Origin of the sequence: Allobosea sp. LjRoot9 (assembly GCF_964252745.1) — a bacterium.
Taxonomy (GTDB): Bacteria; Pseudomonadota; Alphaproteobacteria; order Rhizobiales; family Beijerinckiaceae; genus Allobosea.
On sequence record NZ_CAXUPC020000007.1, the window covers coordinates 41,671 to 60,438 of the forward strand.

Annotated in this window: 12 protein-coding genes; 9 read left to right on the forward strand and 3 right to left on the reverse strand. The window is 66.4% G+C overall.

Translation table 11 applies throughout. The features are described 5' to 3' along the window. Nucleotides 1-24: 24 nt before the first annotated feature. A complete protein-coding gene (locus tag ACSQ3P_RS23090) occupies nucleotides 25-3,600 on the reverse strand; it encodes a hypothetical protein (protein WP_436167829.1) in 3,576 nt (1,191 codons plus the stop codon). 363 nt (nucleotides 3,601-3,963) lie between these two features. On the opposite strand from ACSQ3P_RS23090, the gene ACSQ3P_RS23095 reads away from it, so the two are divergent. The 4 genes from ACSQ3P_RS23095 to ACSQ3P_RS23110 all read left to right on the forward strand — a co-directional run bounded on the left by ACSQ3P_RS23095 (nucleotide 3,964) and on the right by ACSQ3P_RS23110 (nucleotide 10,015). Beyond that, nucleotides 3,964-4,425: a MerR family transcriptional regulator gene (locus tag ACSQ3P_RS23095; RefSeq protein WP_436167830.1), complete on the forward strand. Its 462-nt coding sequence runs from the start codon at nucleotides 3,964-3,966 to the stop codon at nucleotides 4,423-4,425. Between the two features lie 311 nt (nucleotides 4,426-4,736). After that, complete coding sequence (locus ACSQ3P_RS23100; protein WP_436168040.1) at nucleotides 4,737-6,533, forward strand: acyl-CoA dehydrogenase C-terminal domain-containing protein; 1,797 nt, start codon at nucleotides 4,737-4,739, stop codon at nucleotides 6,531-6,533. A gap of 53 nt (nucleotides 6,534-6,586) precedes the next feature. Beyond that, a complete protein-coding gene (locus ACSQ3P_RS23105) occupies nucleotides 6,587-7,795 on the forward strand; it encodes an acetyl-CoA C-acetyltransferase (protein ID WP_069690079.1) in 1,209 nt (402 codons plus the stop codon). Between the two features lie 21 nt (nucleotides 7,796-7,816). Then, nucleotides 7,817-10,015, forward strand: coding sequence for an FAD-dependent oxidoreductase (locus ACSQ3P_RS23110; RefSeq protein WP_436167831.1), 2,199 nt, complete (start codon nucleotides 7,817-7,819; stop codon nucleotides 10,013-10,015). 179 nt (nucleotides 10,016-10,194) lie between these two features. Here ACSQ3P_RS23110 and ACSQ3P_RS23115 read toward each other — a convergent pair whose 3' ends face one another. Further along, a complete protein-coding gene (locus tag ACSQ3P_RS23115; protein ID WP_310152196.1) occupies nucleotides 10,195-11,535 on the reverse strand; it encodes an aspartate aminotransferase family protein in 1,341 nt (446 codons plus the stop codon). 182 nt (nucleotides 11,536-11,717) lie between these two features. On the opposite strand from ACSQ3P_RS23115, the gene ACSQ3P_RS23120 reads away from it, so the two are divergent. From ACSQ3P_RS23120 to ACSQ3P_RS23130, 3 genes are all read left to right on the forward strand, one after another. Continuing rightward, a complete protein-coding gene (locus ACSQ3P_RS23120; protein ID WP_436167832.1) occupies nucleotides 11,718-13,517 on the forward strand; it encodes a tetratricopeptide repeat protein in 1,800 nt (599 codons plus the stop codon). Between the two features lie 167 nt (nucleotides 13,518-13,684). Then, nucleotides 13,685-15,136 (forward strand): EAL domain-containing protein, encoded by a 1,452-nt coding sequence (locus ACSQ3P_RS23125; protein ID WP_436167833.1) that lies wholly within the window; start codon nucleotides 13,685-13,687, stop codon nucleotides 15,134-15,136. Between the two features lie 202 nt (nucleotides 15,137-15,338). After that, on the forward strand, nucleotides 15,339-16,208 hold the full coding sequence (locus ACSQ3P_RS23130; protein WP_436167834.1) for a TIGR01459 family HAD-type hydrolase: 870 nt from the start codon (nucleotides 15,339-15,341) through the stop codon (nucleotides 16,206-16,208). 147 nt (nucleotides 16,209-16,355) lie between these two features. Here ACSQ3P_RS23130 and ACSQ3P_RS23135 read toward each other — a convergent pair whose 3' ends face one another. Next, complete coding sequence (locus ACSQ3P_RS23135; protein ID WP_069690084.1) at nucleotides 16,356-16,739, reverse strand: response regulator; 384 nt, start codon at nucleotides 16,737-16,739, stop codon at nucleotides 16,356-16,358. Between the two features lie 285 nt (nucleotides 16,740-17,024). Here ACSQ3P_RS23135 and ACSQ3P_RS23140 point away from each other — a divergent pair, with 285 nt between their 5' ends. Both ACSQ3P_RS23140 and ACSQ3P_RS23145 read left to right on the forward strand, forming a co-directional pair. Further along, a complete protein-coding gene (locus tag ACSQ3P_RS23140) occupies nucleotides 17,025-17,465 on the forward strand; it encodes a MaoC family dehydratase (protein ID WP_436167835.1) in 441 nt (146 codons plus the stop codon). A gap of 135 nt (nucleotides 17,466-17,600) precedes the next feature. Next, complete coding sequence (locus ACSQ3P_RS23145; protein WP_436167836.1) at nucleotides 17,601-18,614, forward strand: bifunctional riboflavin kinase/FAD synthetase; 1,014 nt, start codon at nucleotides 17,601-17,603, stop codon at nucleotides 18,612-18,614. Nucleotides 18,615-18,768: the final 154 nt, after the last annotated feature.

Consider the following 18,768-nt stretch of genomic DNA (forward strand, 5'->3'; position numbering starts at 1 on the left):
TTGCGCGCCTGTCGCGCCGTCGGTTCAGCCATGCGCCGGCTTGGCGGGCTTTTTGATGGTCGCGCCCGGCGCCTCGTCCCAGCCCTTGATGGGCGGGGTTACGTCGTTGGCGGTGGCTTCGAGCGCCTTCGGCTTCCAGCTAGCGGCGGCGGCCTTGGCGGTGGCGAGATCGCCGGGGCTCAGGCGCTGGGCGACCTCGTCGCGCTTGCGGCTGGCGTCCTCGTCGCCCTGGGCGGCGGCGATGGAGAACCAGAGATAGGATTGGCCGAGATCGGTCGGCGCACCGAGGCCGCGCCCGAGCAGGATGGCGAGATTGTACTGGCTGTCGCGTACGCCCAGTTCGGCCGCCTTGCGGAACCACTCCGTCGCTGTGGCGTAGTCGGGCTTGCCGGCGGCGCCTTCGGCATGCAGCACGGCGAGGTTGTGCATGGCCTTGGCGTTACCGCGCTCGGCGGCGCGCGTGTACCAGACCCGCGCAAGCGAGGCGTCGCGCGTGGTGCCGATGCCCTTCTCGAACATATTGCCGAGGCGGAACTGGGCCGGGGCGAGCCCGGCCACGGCGGCGCGCTCGAACAGGCGCAGCGCCAGCTTCGGGTCGCGGGCGGGGCCCGGGCCGTCGGCCGCGCGGCTGGCGACCTCATAGACCGCGCGTGCATCGCCCGCGAGCGCTGCCTTGCGCAGGCCCACGCTGCCGAGCCCGGTCGGGAGCTCGTCGATGCCCGTGACCGTCAGGACGGCTGTCTGGGCGGGAGGCACTAAAGCGGCCGGAAGCGGCTCCGCGGCCGAAGCTGCGCTTTCCGGGATGGTGATGGCGGCCTGGGCGGGGCTCATGAAGGAGGGTGCCGTGCTGATCGTCGGAGCAGGCACGGGCGGGAGGGCCGAGGTCTGGTCCTTGGCGGGCGCCGGCGTCGCCGGGACGGGAGCCGGAGCCGTCGGCGCTGCGGGAATGTCGACCGCCTCGGCGCTGACCGGCTTGCCCGTGCCGCCGCTGCCTTGCAGCGCGCCGGTCACGACATGGGCGGTGCCCATGGCGAGTACGAGCGCGGCGAGGCCGAGCAGGAGCGGCTTGCGGCGCTTCTCCATGATCTCCTTCAGGCGACCGCTGCCCTTGACGGGCTCGCTTGTCGCGGCCGGAGAGGTGGTGGCTTCGGTCGCGGCCTTGGCGGAGCGCCTTGCCGCAGCGATCAGGCTCTGGCGGACCGATTGCGCGTCCTGCGGCGCGGTGGTGGTGCTGACGCGCGGGCGGCCTGAGCCGGGCTCCAGCGGCAGATCGAGCGAAGCCGCGACCGGCGAGGATGCCTCGGGCTGGCCCGTGCGGGGCCGCTCGGCGGCGATGCGGTCCTCTTGGGCGATGCTGAGGCTTGCGGCCGGCTCCGGCGTACGGGCGGCGGACTGCGCTTGCTCGGCATGGCGGGGCGGCATCACCGGGCGTGGGGCCGGGCCTTGCCGCTCGGCGGCAAGCTCGGCTTCGATGCTGGCGAGCCGCGAGATTACGGTTTCAAGCGTCTGGTGGACGGCGCCGATCGCGTCCTGCGTCTCGCGCCCGGAGGAGACATGGGTGTCGCGCAGGCCCGAGAGCAGGTTGCTGATCTCGGCGATGCCGCTGGCCGGCCCGCCCTTGGTCCCCATATCGGCCATGGCAGCGCGTGCCGCGCGCTCGGCGGCGGCGGTGGTGTCCTGCCGCAGCGTCTGCAGATGGACGACGAGATCCTGCAATGTCCGCTCGATGCCGGTCTCGGCGGAGCGCGTCGCCGCGGCAGTGTCGAGCCGTTGGGCGAGGCCGGAGATCTGCTGCTCCAGCGCGTCGAAGGCGTCGGTTTCCGCACCGGGGCGGCCAGCCTCGTCGATCTTCTCGGCGAGTCCGCGCAGCATGTCCTCGATGGGGCGCAGATCGACGCGGGCGACTTGCGGGCCTTTGCCCTCGCTGATGAGCTGGGACAGGTTGCTCGCCGCAGCCAGGCTCTCGATGCGGCCGGCCAGGGCCTCGATCTGCCGCGTCACGGCGACCGGGCCCTGCTCGGCCAGGGTCTCGATGCTTTCCTGCAGGGCGTCGATGCGGCTCTCGAGCTGGTCGGGCTGTCGGCCGGCCATGTCCTTGCCAGCCATGTCCTCGAGCCGGATAACCAGCGCCTCGATGCGATCGGATAGGACGTGTGAGACGCCGCGTCCCGAGGCGTCCATTTCGTTGAGCCGCGCCGAGAGCTGCTCTGCCTGGGCGTTGATCACCTCGGGCCGCATCGCCGGCAGGGTCTCGATCTTGTCGGCCAGATTTTCGATCTGCCGCGACAGCGAGGTCAACTGCGTGGGATCGGCCTGACGGTCATGGGCGCGGTCGGACAGGATGGCGTCGCGCACATCCTCGATCGCCTGCGAGAGGCTGCGGATCTCGCGCCCGTCCGGCTGCGCTTCGCGCAATTGCGCCAGCTCCGTGGACAGCGACGAGATCTGCCGCGAAAGGGTGTCCATGCGAGGGTCGGCGGCTGGCGCCCGCACCATGTCGCGCAATTCGGCGATATCGCGCAGGACCGGGGCGATGACGCTGCGGTCACCGCCGCGCGCGACGAGCGCATCGACTTTGGCGGTGAGATGGGCGATTTCGAGCTCGAAGCGCTGATAGCCCTCGGCCGAGCGCTCCTGCGACAGGCGCGAGACATCCGATTCGATCCGCGCCAGCGGCTTCATGATCGGGTCCAGGCGATCGCGCTTGTCGAGCTTGTCGAGCCGCGCGCCGAGATCGGCCAGCATCGCCTCGATCGGGTTGCCCTGGATCGGTGCTGAAGCAGGGGCCGGAGGTTGGGCCGGCTTGGCTCGCATGCGCTGAGGCGGTGCCTCCGCCTCCGGCGAGGCGGGCACGATCCGGTTGCTCAGCTCGCGCAGATCCTGGCGCAGCGCCGCGATCCGGTTTTCCGGGACAGAGCGGTGCGCCGGCTGGGCTTGCCCGTCGACGTCGAGGGCGCGCTGGCGAGTGCGGATGTCGTTTACGGCCTCGGCCAGGCCATCGCGGCTGAAGGCGAGGCGCGGGGCCGGCATCGACTTGGCATGGGCCTGGGCTTGGGTCTGGGCTTGAGCCTGCTGCGCTTCGCTGGCCTTGCGCTCCATCTCGACGAGGCGCTCGCCCATGGTCTTGATCGCATCGGCGATGACGCTGGTCGCGCGCTCCTGGCGCTCGGCGGCGGCGCGCTCGCTGGAGGTGATGCGGCTTTCGGTCTTCTCGATCCAGCGGGTGATCGAATCGAGTGCGCCGGCCGTCTTGGCACTGGATTCGCGGGTCAGGCGCTCGACGGCGGCCGCCTGATTGATCACGGCGTCGATCTCGCCGCGCGAGAGCTCGCTGGCTCCGCCCTGCTGGGCGGCGCTGGCGGCCGCGTAGGGCGAGGTGTCCATCTGTCCCTGGGATAGCTTGGCGAGGCGTTCCGAAAGCGCTGCGATGTCGAGCTGCTCGGGGGCGGCCTGCTCGGGCTCCGTCTCGGCGGCTTCTTCGCGAATCTTGTTGTCGAGCCATTCGCCAAGCGTCATGCCGGCGCGGCGGGCTGCGGCTTTCGCTGCGTCGCGGGTGCGCGGATCGACGCCCTTGACGCTCCAGGGCAAGCTAGTGGCCATGTTGTCGCTCGCCTACGGGGCTCGTCCTCATCGGAAAGGCGCGGGCCCCTGACACCGCTGCTTTCCTTGCGAATGTGGCGATCCGTGAAGATTACGTTGCTGCTGACAGGACGCCGATCCGCAGAGCAGACTTTTGGCGACCGTGGTAAACAGTCAGTTAAGATTGTGGGGTCGGGAGTTAATTTTTTACGAACGGGCGCCGAGGCCGGCCTCGGGCAGGGCGCGTATAACGGTAACTTACCTCACGGAAGCGTCACATTACCTGACGCAAGGGGAAGCAGCCGGCTATTTGTTGTCGGACGGAAGATCGCCGCCTGCATGGTCGGCGTTCCCGAGCCCCAACCCGCAAGGAATGCACCCCCTATGTCGCGCCCAAGCTTCGCTTTGGCGGCCGCCTCGAATCATGAAGGCCGCTCGCCCAACCCTGCCGCCACCGAGACTGAATCCGTCGGTGGCTTCACCATCAGCGATCTCGCCCGCGATTTCGATGTGACCTTGCGCACGCTGCGCTTCTATGAGTCGCGTGGCCTGCTTGCTCCGGCCCGCTCCGGCATGACCCGGATCTATTCGAGCCGCGACCGCGCTCGCCTGGCCCTGATCCTGAAGGGCAAGCAGCTCGGTTTCACGCTGGTCGAGATCCGCGCGATGCTCGCCAATGAAGAGAAGAAGGGCGAGGCCACTGAGGGTTCGGCGTCCGTTGGCGGCCTGCAGCTCAGCCATGAGCAGGTCACGGAGCAGCTCGACCTGCTGCGCAGCCAGCGCAAGGAGATCGAGGAGGCGATCGCCGAGCTGGAAGCGACGCAAGCTCGCTTCCGCAAGGCCTGAGCGCCTTCGAACAGGATACGAGGCGCCTTTGAAGGGCAGCATGCGAGAAGTGGGGGCCGATTTTTCGCAGTAGCCAGCCTTCAAGGAATTCCGTCTCTCCGCAAAAAGCCCCGGGCAGCCGCCCGGGGCTTTTTGCTGTCTTGCGGCTGTTGCGCGCCGCGCCGAAGGGTGGTCCGATTGCGCATGAGGCAATTGCCTCTTTTCCAGACTCGCCTTGCCAAGCTTGCCCTGATAGTTTACATATGAACTATTCCGATGTGGCCCCCGCGGTGATCTGGCGGGCCGGCGTCGCGACGAGAGGGAGGATGAACATGCCGGTCTACAAGGCACCCGTCGAAGACACGCTTTTCCTGCTGAACGACGTCTTCAATATCGAGCGCTACAACAACCTGCCGGGCTTTGCCGACGCGACGCCCGATGTGGTCGAGGCCGTGCTGGCGGAGGGCGCGAAGGTCTGCGAGGAGATCCTCCAGCCTTTGAATCACTCGGGCGACCAGGAAGGCTGCACGCGCAACGCCGACGGCTCCGTGACGACGCCCAAGGGCTTCAAGGCGGCCTATGAGACCTATGCCGGCGCCGGCTGGATCGGCCTTGCCATGGACCCCGAATATGGCGGCCAGGGCCTGCCCTATACGCTGGGTGCCGTCATGAACGAGTTCGCCTCCTCGGCGAACATGGCTTTCGCGATGTATCCCGGCCTGACCATGGGCGCGATCGCCGCGCTCTATGTCCACGGCTCGGACGAGCAGAAGCGCACCTATCTGCCGAAAATGATCGAAGGCGAGTGGTCGGGCACCATGAACCTGACCGAGCCGCATTGCGGCACCGATCTCGGCCTGATCAAGACCAAGGCCGTGCCCAATGGCGACGGCTCCTATGCCATCACCGGCACCAAGATCTTCATCTCGGCCGGCGAGCAGGACATCACGCGCAACATCATCCATCTCGTGCTCGCCCGTATCGAGGGCGCGCCGGCCGGCGTGAAGGGCATCTCGCTCTTCGTCGTGCCGCGCAACGCGATCGGCGAAGATGGTTCCGTCGGCGAGAACAACCACGTTTCCTGCGGCTCGATCGAGCACAAGATGGGCATTCACGGCAATTCGACCTGCGTCATGAACTATGACGGGGCCAAGGGCTGGCTCATCGGTGCCGAGAACAAGGGCCTCAACGCCATGTTCGTGATGATGAACGAGGCGCGCCTCGGCGTCGCGATCCAGGGGCTGGCGCAGTCCGAGGTCGCCTATCAGAACGCCGTCGTCTACGCCAAGGACCGAGTCCAGGGCCGCGCGCTGACCGGCGCGACAAACCCCGACAAGGCAGCTGATCCGATCATCGTGCATCCCGATGTGCGCCGCACCTTGATGTCGATCAAGGCCTTCAACGAGGCGGCCCGCGCCTTCGTGATCTGGAACGCGATCAAGTCCGATATCTCCCATCGCTCCACCGACGCCGCCGAGCGCCAGGCGGCCGATGACCAGCTTGGCCTGATGACGCCGGTGCTCAAGGGCGTGCTGACCGATACCGGCTTCGACAATGCGGTGAAGGCGCAGCAGATGTTCGGCGGTCACGGTTACATCGCTGAGACCGGCGTCGAGCAATTCGTCCGCGATGCCCGCATCGCCATGATCTATGAGGGCGCCAATGGCGTGCAGGCGATGGATCTCGTCGGCCGCAAGCTCGGCCGCGATGGCGGCCGCGCCATCATGGCCTTCTTCAACGAGGTTGCGGGCTTCCTGAAGGACAATGCCGAGGATGAAGGGCTCAAGCCTCTGCTCGGGCCGCTCCAGCTCTCGCTCGGCCATCTCCAGCAGGCGACGATGTGGTTCATGAACAACGCGCTCGCCAAGCCCGACAATGCCGGTGCCGGCGCGAGCGACTACATGCATCTGCTCGGCCTCGTTTCGCTCGGCTATATGTGGGTGAAGATGGCCAAGGTCGCGCAGGACAAGCTCAAGGCCGGTGCCAATGGCGCGACCGAGCGCATGAACACCAAGCTGGTGACGGCGCGCTTCTTCATGGAACGCAGCCTGCCGGAGACGGCGGCGCATCTGGCCCGGATCACCGCGGGAGCCGACAGCACCATGGCGCTGAGCGCGGACCAGTTCTGATAGACCGACTGCCCATTGCGACTGCCCAACAACAAAATGCCGGGAGGCCCTTGATGGCTGATGCATTCATCTACGACCACGTCCGCACGCCGCGGGGCAAGGGCAAGGCCGACGGCTCCCTGCACGAGGTCACCGCGATCGAGCTCGGCACGCAGACGCTGCGCGCGATCAAGCAGCGCAACAACCTCGACACCAAGCTGGTCGAGGACGTCGTCTTCGGCTGCGTCGATCCTGTAGGCGAGGCCGGCGCCGATATCGCTCGCACCATCGCGCTCAAGGCGGGCTACGGTAAGGAAGTGCCGGGCGTGCAGATCAACCGCTTCTGCGCCTCTGGGCTGGACGCGGTGAACCTCGCCGCCGCGCAGGTGATGTCGGGCCAGAAGGAGATGGCTATCGGCGGCGGCGTCGAGAGCATGTCGCGCGTCGGCATGGGCGCTTCGGGCTTCGGCATCGCGGTCGATCCCAGCGTCGCGATCGACACCTATTTCATGCCGCAGGGCGTCTCGGCTGATCTGATCGCGACGAAATACGGCTTCTCGCGCGATGATGTCGATGCCTTTGCGGTGCGCTCGCACAAGCGCGCCGCCGCCGCCTGGGAGGCCGGGCGTTTCAAGAATTCGGTGATCCCGGTCAAGGACGTCAACGGCCTGATCCTGCTCGATCGCGACGAGACCATCCGCCCCAACACCGACATGCAGACGCTGGCTGGCTTGAAAGCCTCCTTCGTCCAAATGGGCGAGATGGGCGGGTTCGATGCGGTCGCGACCGCGGCGCATCCCGATGTCGAATTCGTCAACCACGTCCACCATGCCGGCAATTCCTCGGGCATCGTCGATGGCGCGGCGGCTGTGCTCGTCGGCTCGAAGAAGGGCGGCAAGGCGGCGGGCCTGAAGCCCCGCGCCCGCATCAAGGCCTTCGCCACCATCGGCTCCGACCTCGCCTTGATGCTGACCGGCCCGGTCGACGTCACCGAGCTCGTGCTGCGCAAGGCCGGCATGACGGTCAAGGACATCGACCTGTTCGAGCTGAACGAGGCCTTTTCCTCGGTCGTGCTGCGCTATCAGCAGGCCTTCGACATCGATGACGCCGTCCTCAACGTGAATGGCGGCGCGATCGCTATGGGCCACCCGCTAGGGGCGACCGGCGCGATGATCCTCGGCACCGTGCTCGACGAGCTGGAGCGCACCAACAAGAACACCGCGCTGGTGACCTTGTGCGTGGCGGCCGGCATGGGCGTCGCAACCATCATCGAACGCGTCTGATCGGCGAAGGGGAGAGAAACGATGAACCTCACCAATTTCCGCTTCGAAACCGATTCCGACGGCATCGCCACCGCGACCTGGGACATGCCCGGCCGCTCGATGAACGTCATCACGCCCGAATTGATGGCCGAGATCGACCAGATCATCGACAAGGTCGCAGGCGATGAGGCGATCAAGGGCTGCGTCATCACCTCCGGCAAGGAGAGCTTCTCCGGCGGCGCCGATCTCACCATGCTGCAGGGCCTGCGCGATCTCTTCGTCAAGCTGGCGAAGGAGAAGGGCGAACAGGTCGCGATGCAGAGCTTCTTCGACGAGAGCCGCAAGCTCTCTCTGCTCTACCGCAAGCTCGAGACCTGCGGAAAACCCTTCGCTGCGGCGATCCATGGAATCTGCCTGGGTGGCGCCTTCGAGCTGTCGCTCGCCTGCCAGTATCGCGTCGTCTCGGACGACGCCTCGACCCGCGTCGGCCTGCCCGAGATCAAGGTCGGGCTCTTCCCCGGTGCCGGCGGCACGCAACGCGTCTCGCGCCTGATGCAGACCGGCGACGCGCTGCAGATGATGTTCAAGGGCGAGCAGATCAAAGCCTTGCCCGCGCGCAACACCGGCCTCGTCCACGCCGTCGTGCCGCGCGACCAGCTTGTCGCCAACGCCAAGGAGTGGCTCAAAGCCAATCCACAGGCCAAGGCGCCCTGGGACGATCCGAAATTCAAGCTGCCCTCCAACAAGGTCTATTCGCCGGCCGGCATGCAGATCTGGCCGCCGGCCAATGCGATCTATCGCCGCGAGACCAACGACAATTATCCGGCCGCCCGCGCCATCCTCTCGGCGGTCTATGAGGGGCTGCAGCTACCGATCGATCTCGCTTTGAAGGTCGAGAGCCGCTATTTCGCGAAGATCCTGCGGACGAAGGAGGCGGCCTCGATGATCCGCTCGCTCTTCGTCTCGATGCAGGAGCTGAACAAGGGTGCGCGCCGCCCCGCCGACGTGCCGCCGAGCAAGCTCAAAAAGGTCGGCGTCGTCGGTGCCGGCTTCATGGGCGCCGGCATCGCCTATGTCACGGCGCAGGCCGGGCTCGAGGTCGTGCTGGTCGACCGCGACCAGGAGGCGGCCGACAAGGGCAAGGCCTATTCGCATAAGCTGGTCTCCGACCAGATCATGAAGGGCCGCGCCAAGACGGCCGACCGCGACGCGCTGCTCGGGCGCATCAACGCCACCGCCGATTATGCCGCGCTGAAGGGCTGCGACCTGGTCGTAGAGGCCGTGTTTGAGGATCCCAAGGTCAAGGCCGAGGTCATTGCCAAGGTCGAGGCCGTGATCGGCCCGAAGGCGATCTTCGGCTCCAACACCTCGACCCTGCCGATCACGGGGTTGGCCGAACATAGCGGGCGGCCGAAGAATTTCATCGGCGTCCACTTCTTCTCGCCGGTCGAGAAGATGCTGCTGGTCGAGATCATCATGGCCAAGAAGACCGGCAAGAAGGCGCTCGCCATGGCGCTCGACTTCGTCCGCGCCATCAAGAAGACGCCAATCGTGGTCAACGACACGCGCGGCTTCTACGCCAATCGCTGCGTCGGCAACTACATCCGCGAAGGCCATCTCATGCTGATGGAAGGCGTGCCGCCGGCGATGATCGAGCAGGCGGGCAAGCAGGCCGGCATGCCGGTCGGCCCGCTCTCCCTGAACGACGAGGTCGCGGTCGATCTCGCCTACAAGGTGCTGAAGGCGACCAAGGCGCAGCTTGGCGAGGGCGCGGTCGATCCGGCGCAGGAGAAGCTGCTGACCGAGATGGTCGAGACGCATGGCCGGCTCGGCCGCAAGAACAGGAAGGGCTTCTACGATTATCCCGAAGCCGGGCCGAAGCGGCTCTGGCCGGGACTGGCCGATCTGGTCGCGACACGTCTCGACCCCGAGAGCGTCGATATGCAGGAACTCAAGCACCGCCTCCTGGTGACGCAGGCTCTGGAGGCGGCGCGCACCTATGAGGAGGGCGTGGTCACTGATCCGCGCGAGGCCGATGTCGGCTCGATCATCGGCTTCGGCTTCGCGCCCTATTCGGGCGGGACGCTCTCCTACATCGACAATATGGGCGCGGCCGCCTTCGTGAAGCTCTGCGAGGCCCTGGCGAAGAAGCATGGCGAGCGCTTCAAGCCGAACAAGCAGCTCAAGCGCATGGCGAAGATGGGCGAGAGCTATTACGGGACGGCGAAGAAGGCGGCCTGAGCCTTCTCCCTTCGGATGAGGGAAGTCTCTCGACGGAAAAAGAAAAGGGCCGCGCGAGCGACCCTTTTCTCATTCACCGCGCCCGGCAGCTTCTCCCACCCATGTCGGATGTTTCCGACATGGGCATGAACTTTGCCAAGATCGGGCAAGCCCGATCTTGGCGGAGAGAAAGAATGCACTCAGGCTGCCACTGCCCGGATCCCTCGGCGCAGCTTGTCGACCAGCTCCCCGACCTGGCTTTCGGTGATGATCAGCGGCGGCGAGAAGGCGATCGTGTCGGCGGCGGTGCGGACCATCAGCCCTTCCTCGCGGAAGAGACGGTCCATCGCCTCGAAGGCGCGCTTGCCGACGCCGTCGGCCCGCGGCGCGAGATCAATGGCGCCGACGATCCCGACCTGACGGATGTCGACCACATTTGGCTCGCCCTTCAACGTCATCAGGGCGTCGGCCCAGGCCGGCTCCATCTCGCGGGCGCGCTCGAACAAGCCCTCCTCGCGATAGACGTCGAGCGTCGCCAGGCAGGCGGCGGCCGCCAGCGGATGGCCGGAATAGGTGTAGCCGTGGAACAGCTCGATGGCGTTGTCGGGGCCGTTCATGAAGGCGTCGTAGATGTGCTTGCGCACGATCACGCCACCCATCGGCACGGTCCCCGAGGTCACGCCCTTGGCGAAGGTGATCATGTCGGGAATGACGCCGTAACGCTCGGCGGCGAAGGCATAACCGAGGCGGCCGAAGCCGGTGATGACCTCGTCGAAGATCAGCAGGATGCCATGCTTGTCGCAGAGTTCGCGCAAGCGCTTGAGATAGCCCTTCGGAGCCGGCAGCCCGCCGGTCGAGCCGGCCATCGGCTCGACGATCACGGCGGCGATGGTCGAGCCGTCATGCAGCGCGACGATGCGATCGAGATCATCGGCGAAATGCGCGCCGTAATCCGGCTCGCCCTTGCTGAAGGCCTGCTTCTCGCGGTCATAGGTGTGCGGCAAATGGTCCGTGCCGGCGAGCAGGCTGCCGAAGAATTTGCGGTTGTTGACCATGCCGCCGACCGAAATGCCGCCGAAGCCGACGCCGTGATAGCCGCGCTCGCGGCCGATCAGTCGAGTCTTCGAGCCCTTTCCGGTGACGTTCCAATAGGCGAGCGCGATCTTCAGTGCGGTGTCCGCAGCTTCCGAACCGGAGCCGGCGAAGAAGACATGGTCGAGATCTCCCGGCGCCAGGGAGGCGATGCGGGCGGCTGCCGCGAAGACCTTGGGGTGGCCGAACTGAAAGGAAGGTGCGTAATCGAGCTCCTCGGCCTGGGCCTGGATAGCCTGGATGATCGGTTTGCGGGCGTGGCCGGCATTGCAGCACCACAGCCCTGCTGTTCCGTCCATCACCGGCTTTCCTTCCGGCGTGTAATAAAACATCCCCTCGGCGCGCGCGATCATGCGCGGATTTTGCTTGAACGAGCGGTTGGCCGTGAACGGCATCCAAAAGGCTTCGAGATTGTTCGGCGTGCCCAGCGGCTGCGTGGCGGATGTCATCAAGGCGTCCTCGTGGGGTTAAGCGTCTCTCAACCTAACAGTACGATCCGGGGTGTAAATCGTCGTCGCATCGGGGCATCCCTGCGCGCCACGAGAGTCGACCCGTCATTCTTTGCAAGATGACGTTACGTCGGGTCTAAGCTAATCTGAACGAGGGGAGCGACAAACTGGGCCAGACCCCAATGGTCTCAAGCGGTCATGCCGGCGTCAGGCTGGACGAGCAGAGAGCCGCAGTGATTCGCGCGGGGCTCGATCGCGTCCTGGCTTCGGACCTGTTCCGCGGTGCGCCACAGCTTTCCGCCTTTCTGACCTTCATTGTCGATCGCGCGCTCGACGGGCGCAGCGCCGAGCTGAAGGGATACACCGTGGCGGTGGAGGCCTTCGGCCGCCCGCCCGATTTCGATCCGCAATCGGACCCGATCGTACGCGTCGAGGCGGGCCGCCTGCGCAAGGCGCTTGGGCAATATTATCTCGGCGAGGGCGCCGACGACCCGGTCCGCATCGCGATTCCGGTCGGCGCCTATGTGCCGGCATTCGAGATCGATGAGCGCGCCGTGGTCGAAGCCGAGCCCGCGACCGCGGCTGCGGGCGATGCCGTGGCGCAGGAGGGGGCGCCCCGGCGTCCTGATGCTGCCATCTCGCGCCGCTGGCTGCTGGGCGCCGGCCTGGCGCTCCTGCTCGGATTGGCGTCGCTGGCCTCCTGGTATCGTATCAGGGACGACGAGCCCCCGGTGCCCGGCGCGCGCTCCTTGCAGCCAAGCGTTTTGCAACAGAGCATTCCAGTCGAGCGGGCGGTGAAGCCGACGACGTCCACCGCTGCGGCGCATCTGCCCGTCCTGGCGATCGTGATCGGCGAGTTGCCGCCTGACCCCATGGCGAACGAGATCGCGCGCCGGTTCGTGGCGCTTCTGGCCGACGCGATCGCAGGCTTCGACGATCTCGTCACCGTGAAGGCTCCGCTCGACCCGCGTGCGACGACGGTCGATGCCGACTATGTCTTCGAGCTGAGCGCGACACGTTTCGGCGATGTCACCGAGAGCGCGGCGAGACTGCGCGCGGTCAAGGATGGGCGCATCGTCTGGACCGGCTCCAGCAACAGGAAGTTCCGGTTCAATGCAGAGGATCCGGAATTGCCGGATATCGCCCGGCGCCTGGCGATCCGCCTGGCCGAGCCGTTCGGCATCATCCATGCCGATTTCAGGCAGTCCTCGATCATGTCGCCCGCGATGCGCTGCATCTTCCAAGCGCTTGATTTCCGCCTGACGATGAAGGCCGAGGACCATCTGGCGGCCCGCATCTGCCTGGAGGGTGTGCTCGAGAAGGATCCAAACTTCCACGCGGCCTGGTCGCAGCTCGCCCTTCTGACCCTCGACGAATACACCGCCGGCCTGAATCTCCAGTCCGGCCCGCCGCTCGATCGGGCGCTGAGCGCGGCGATGAATGCAGTTCGCCTGGCGCCGTCCAGCGCCCGCGCCCAGCAGGCGATGATGGACGTGCTCTTCGCGCGCGGGCAGCCCGACGAGGCGCTGGCAGCTGGCCGCGAGGCCTTGACGCGCAACCCCTATGATCCCGACATCATGGCTGATCTCGGGGCGCGTTTCATCCAGCTCAACCGCTCGGCCGAAGGCCTGCCCCTGCTGGAACGAGCGGTCTCGCTCAGCCGCGGCCGGCCGCCCTGGTATGATTTCTTCGCCTTTCTGGGCGCGCGGCTGACCGGCGCCAACAAGCATGCCGAGAGCCATGCCGCCCGGCTCCTGGCAAATGAAGGGCCGCTGAGCCTGCTTGGACGCGCGCTGCATTATGCCGGAGCCGGAGACCAGGCTGGATTCGCAGCCGCGGTGTCGGGCCTCGCCGAGGCATCCCCGTTGTTTCGCGTCGATCCGCGCCTCTTCCTCGAGCGCCGGGGTTTCAGCCCTCCGGTCATAGAACGGATCATGAGCGATCTGGGACCGACGATCCTGGACCTGATCAAGCGGCCCTGATCTGTCCTGGCGGCGCGATCCACTGTTTTTCCTGCATTTGCAGCGGCAAAGCTCCCACCCGGCGCTCGCAAGCGGCCCGACCTATGGTTAAGGTTGCGGAACGCCCGTGATTCGCCGATTCGTCCCGATCAACCCAACGCGCGAATGCTGCCTTGGCCCCTGTCCGCTTGAACGCATTGCCCCCTCTCGCCGCAGCCGTCACAGGTGTTTCGGCCGGTGCGATCACGACTTTGCTGCTACCGGGCGGATTGGGCGCAGCCGCGGGACTGCTGCTCTGCGGTGGCGGGTTGGTCGGCATGGCCCGGCTCTATGAGCGCCGCCTGCATGTGCAGCGCGAGCAGATCTTCGCCGGCCTCGGCGAGGTTAAGGTCAGGCTCGCAACCAACGCCATTCGGCTGGACAACCTGTCGCAGCGCGTCGAACAGATGCCGATGCGCGAGGCCGACGCGGCGCCGGCGCGCGCCGCGATCAATGAATTGACGGCCGAGGTCGGCCTGCTCGGCGATCTCATCCATCAGGTCGCGACCACGCTTGCCGACCACGACGCCCAATTGACCGTGGCGCAAGCGCGGCAGGCCTCGCCGCCCGCCAAGTCCGCGCCGGCACCGGCGCCGGTTCCGGTGATCGATCCGGAAGCCGCGCGCCAGGCGCGGCTCGACGCGATCGCGGCCGAACGCGAGGAGGCCGAGCGCGCCGCCGAACGTCGCGCCGCCGACAAGCGCGCTGCCGTGATCAGCACGGCCTTGTCCGAGGGCAAGGTCGAGGTGCATCTGCAGCCGATCGTGCAATTGCCGCAGCGGCGCACGCGCGGCTACGAGGCGCTGGTGCGCCTGCGGGTCGACGAGAATACGCTGCTCCTGCCCGAGGATTTCCTGTCGATCGTCGAGCAGCGCGGCTTCGGTCCGACGCTCGATGCGCTGGTGCTGACGCGCGCTCTGGCGATCGCGCGCCATCTCGGCACGAAGCAGGGCGGGCTCTTCGTCTCCTGCAATTTCAGCGAGGCGACCTGGAGTTCATCCAAGGCGCTGGCGACGCTGTCGCGCATTCTCGACAAATATCGCGAGCACAATGGCCATCTCGTGGTGGAGATGCCGCAGCGTGTCTTCCGTGCGCTGGACCCGGCGAGTCTGGGATTGCTCGGTGCGATGTCGGCCAATGGCGTGCGTTTCGCGCTCGACCAGGTTGCCGATCTGCGGCTTGATCCCATCGCGCTGTTCGATCGCGGCATTCGCTTCGTCAAGGCGCCCGCGACGCTGTTCCAGGCCGAGATGGCCGGTGAGGGTTCGCTTGACATCGCGGCTGGTGATTTGGCGTCGATGATGGCGCGGGCCTCGATCGCGCTGGTCGCCGACGAGATCGCCGACAACCCGACGGTCGCGGACATGATCGAACTCGGCATCACCTATGCGCAGGGCCTGATCTTCTCGCCGCCGCGCCCGGTGAAGCCAGAGGTCTTCGCCGAGCCGGAGGCTGCGCCGCCCACCGCTGTAAGCGAAGCCGCGCCGCAGCGTCCCACCGCCGAGGTCCTCGGCTATCCCCCACCTGCGAGCCCGGAGCAGGACGAGGCCAAACCCGAGCGTCAGTCGTTCCGTTCCGTACTGCGCCGCGCCAGCGCCTGAGCGTCGGCATGGGCCCTGGTCCTGCGAGCTTCATCGGTGCGAGTTTCATCGGTGCAAGTCTCATCGGTGCAAGTCTCATCGGTGCATAAGAGCCCGACGCCGAGAAGCGGTTGTCATTTTCCGGCATCATGCTTTTCCTTCAGGCGGTAAAATCTTCTTTCAGGCGATAGAACCTGCCGCCGCCATCCGGAGTGACCACGACTTGTTGCCATCGAAGAGCGAAGCCACCACGGCCCTGACCGGCTTTTCCGAGATCGCCGACCGGTTCGATCTCTGCCTCTGCGATGTCTGGGGCGTGGTCCATAACGGCGTCGTGGCGCATCGCGGCGCCGTCGAGGCGCTGGTTGCTGCAAGGCAGCGCGGCGTCTTCGTCGTCCTCGTCACCAACGCGCCGCGCCCGCGCGCCGAGATCGAGCGCCAGCTCGCCGGGTTCAACGTGCCGAAGGACGCCTGGGACGCGATCGTGACCTCCGGCGATGTCTGCCGCGCCTTGATCCAAGAGCGCGCCGGCGAGCCTGTCTTCATGCTCGGCCCCGACCGCGACCTGCCGTTGGTCGCCGGGCTGGATGCTCCGCGCGTCGGGCCGGCGGAGGCGAATTACGTGCTCTGCACCGGCCTGTTCGACGACGAGACCGAGACGGCGCAGAGCTATGCCGGCATGCTGGCCGACTTCGCCCGGCGCGAACTCACCTTGATCTGCGCCAATCCCGATCTGGTGGTCGATCGGGGAGGGCGTATCGTGCCTTGCGCGGGCTCGATCGCGCTCGCCTATGAAGAGGTCGGCGGCAAGGTCATCTATGCCGGCAAGCCGCACCAGCCGATCTACGAGATGGCGGTCGCGATCATGGAGCGGGAGCGTGGCGTGCCGGCCGAGCGATCACGCATCTGCGGCATCGGCGATGCGATCCGCACTGACATCGCCGGAGCCAATGGCTTTGGCGCGACGAGCGTCATGGTGCTGGCCGGGATTCATGCGCAGGACCTGCTCGAGGCGTCCTGGGAGCACAGGCATAATTGGTTCGCCGAGCAGAGCCACCGGCCGGACTACGCATTGCCGCATCTGGTGTGGTGAGAGGGTGCCTCTATACAGCCCTCATCTTGAGGCGCGCCGCAGGCTTAGTCTCGAAGGATGATCCAGCCTGTACAGGAGCCTCCCGGAGCATCCTTCGAGACGCCACTCCGTGGCTCCTCAGGATGAGGGCTCGGGTTCGAAGCGCGCTCAGGCCGCGCAGACCGATTCGATCTTGGTCTTCAGCGTCTGAGCGTTGAACGGCTTGACGATGTAGTTGTTCACGCCGGCCTTCTTGGCGGCGATGACGTTTTCGGTCTTGGATTCAGCGGTCACGATAATGAAGGGCGTCTGCGACAGCGCGTCTTCCTCGCGCACGCGGCGCAGCAATTCGAAGCCGGTCATCGGCTCCATGTTCCAGTCCGAGATCACCAGCCCGTATTTCTTGTCGCGCATCTTGGCGATCGCCGCGGAGCCGTCGGATGCATCGTCGACATCCTCGAAGCCGAGCTGCTTCAGGAGATTGCGGATGATTCGGACCATGGTCTGATAATCATCGACCACCAGGATCGGCATGGAGGGGTCGAGAGCCATTATGGTGCTCCAAGCATCAAATTCGCAGGGCGGGGCGATACCCAGGCTGCGTGCCGTCTCTAGCGGGCGGCCATGGATCGACTGTCTTAGGCCTGCGGCGTTTCAAAGCGGTTAATCCAATGCCGAAGTGACCCAACGGTATTTCCCGTTTTGCCGGCTGCAATGGCCGGTGATCACCAAAGTTCAATGGTCGAAACCGGGCAGCTGTGACAGGCTTTCGCAAATGCGAGATAGAAACCGGGTCGCGCCGAGGCGCCAGACCGGAGCACCGGGACGACCAGGACGATGACCAGCTCTCTTTATCAGGTTCATGCCTTCGAGGATCTGTCGATCGGGCAGAACGAGAGCCTGATGCGCACCGTGATGGAGCGCGACATCTCGCTTTTTGCCGATCTCTCGGGCGACGCGAATCCGATCCATCTTTGCGACCGCTATGCCGCCAACACCAAGTTCGGCCAGCGCATCGCCCATGGCATGCTGACCGCGAGCCTCGTCTCGGCGCTGCTCGGCACGCGCCTGCCGGGGCCGGGCGCGGTCTATCTCTCGCAGACGCTGACCTTCCTTGCGCCGGTCAAGATCGGCGATGTCGTCACCGCCCGTGTCGAGGTGGTGGAGTTGGTGGCCGAGCGCAGGCGGGCGCGGCTGTTCTGCGAATGCCTGGTCGATGGCAAGGCCGTGCTGGAGGGCGAGGCATGGGTTGCGCTGCCGCCTGCGCGGAAGCTCTGAGGCAACTGCGAGATACAAGGCTTGTGTGAGCTAAAGGCTTGGGTGAGTTAAGGGCTTGGCCTTGACGCCTCTGCGGCCTTGAGGCCAAACACTGCTCCGGCCCGGGTTCCTCGGGCGCCCGGACGCTTGCGATCGATGACCTTTCCCGCCGATGCGCCGCCTGCCGACGCGCAGCTTTCCGACGTGCAGCCTGCTGACGTACATGCCGCCTTCGTTCTCGACATCGAGAAACCGGTTCCCGACGCGCTGCGCGGCGCGGTCCTGGCGCTCGGCAATTTCGATGGGGTCCATCGCGGCCATGTCGAGCTTGCCCGCGTCGCGGTCGCGATGGCGACCGAGCGTGGGACGAAAGCCGCCGCTCTGACCTTCGAGCCGCATCCGCGCAGCGTCTTCCGCCCCGATCAGCCGGTGTTCCGTTTGACGCCGCCGGCCCTGAAGCTGGAGCTGCTCGGCCAGGCCGGCCTGCCATTGACCTTCATCCTGCCTTTCGACCGCAGCATCGCGGCGATCAGCGCCGAGGCCTTCGTCGATGATCTGCTGCTCGGCAAGCTGGGGGCGGCCGGGCTTGTCTGCGGCTATGACTTCCATTTCGGCCAGGGCCGCGCCGGCTCGCCCGAGATGCTGCAGGCCCGCGCTGGAGTGCGGGGCGTGCCCGTCGCGGTCGTGCCGCCCTATGCCTGGGCTGGCGAGCCGGTCTCCTCGACATTGATCCGTATCGCGCTCGAGGCCGGCGATGTCGCCCGTGCGGCGGATTTCCTGGGCCGGCCCTGGTTCGTGCGCGGTGTCGTTGCCCATGGCGACAAGCGCGGCCGCGATCTCGGCTATCCGACCGCCAACATGCACCTCGCCCGCGATTGCAAGCTGCGCTACGGCATCTATGCGGTCAGGATGAAGATCGACGGCGTCTGGCATGACGGCGTCGCCAGCTTCGGCAGCCGCCCGACCTTCGACGACGGTGCGCCGCGATTGGAGACCTTCGTCTTCGATTTCTCCGGCGATCTCTATGGCAAGCAGGTCGATGTCGCGCTCGTCTCCTGGCTGCGCGGCGAGGCGAAGTTCGATACGCTCGAGGCGCTGATCGTGCAGATGGATGCCGATAGCGTGGGAGCGCGCGACATCTTGGCGAAAACGCCGCCCTTCCTTCCGTAGACCGCGTTTGCTAGAAGCCGCAGATGCTTGCTGATCGCGCCACGTTCATAGACCTCCGGCGAATTACGGGCCCGGCTGCCGCCCTGCGCTGACGCGCGGGCGCTTGCGCAAGCCGGGGTGACCATCGCTTCCCAGTTTCACGATGGACCAGCGC

Coding starts and splice junctions, on each gene's coding strand:
- ACSQ3P_RS23095 (WP_436167830.1), top strand. CDS start 3,964: ATGTCGCGCCCAAGCTTCGCTTTGGCGGCCGCCTCGAATCATGAAGGC.
- ACSQ3P_RS23120 (WP_436167832.1), top strand. CDS start 11,718: ATGGTCTCAAGCGGTCATGCCGGCGTCAGGCTGGACGAGCAGAGAGCC.
- ACSQ3P_RS23105 (WP_069690079.1), top strand. CDS start 6,587: ATGGCTGATGCATTCATCTACGACCACGTCCGCACGCCGCGGGGCAAG.
- ACSQ3P_RS23145 (WP_436167836.1), top strand. CDS start 17,601: ATGACCTTTCCCGCCGATGCGCCGCCTGCCGACGCGCAGCTTTCCGAC.
- ACSQ3P_RS23140 (WP_436167835.1), top strand. CDS start 17,025: ATGACCAGCTCTCTTTATCAGGTTCATGCCTTCGAGGATCTGTCGATC.
- ACSQ3P_RS23090 (WP_436167829.1), bottom strand. CDS start 3,600: ATGGCCACTAGCTTGCCCTGGAGCGTCAAGGGCGTCGATCCGCGCACC.
- ACSQ3P_RS23135 (WP_069690084.1), bottom strand. CDS start 16,739: ATGGCTCTCGACCCCTCCATGCCGATCCTGGTGGTCGATGATTATCAG.
- ACSQ3P_RS23115 (WP_310152196.1), bottom strand. CDS start 11,535: ATGACATCCGCCACGCAGCCGCTGGGCACGCCGAACAATCTCGAAGCC.
- ACSQ3P_RS23100 (WP_436168040.1), top strand. CDS start 4,737: ATGCCGGTCTACAAGGCACCCGTCGAAGACACGCTTTTCCTGCTGAAC.
- ACSQ3P_RS23110 (WP_436167831.1), top strand. CDS start 7,817: ATGAACCTCACCAATTTCCGCTTCGAAACCGATTCCGACGGCATCGCC.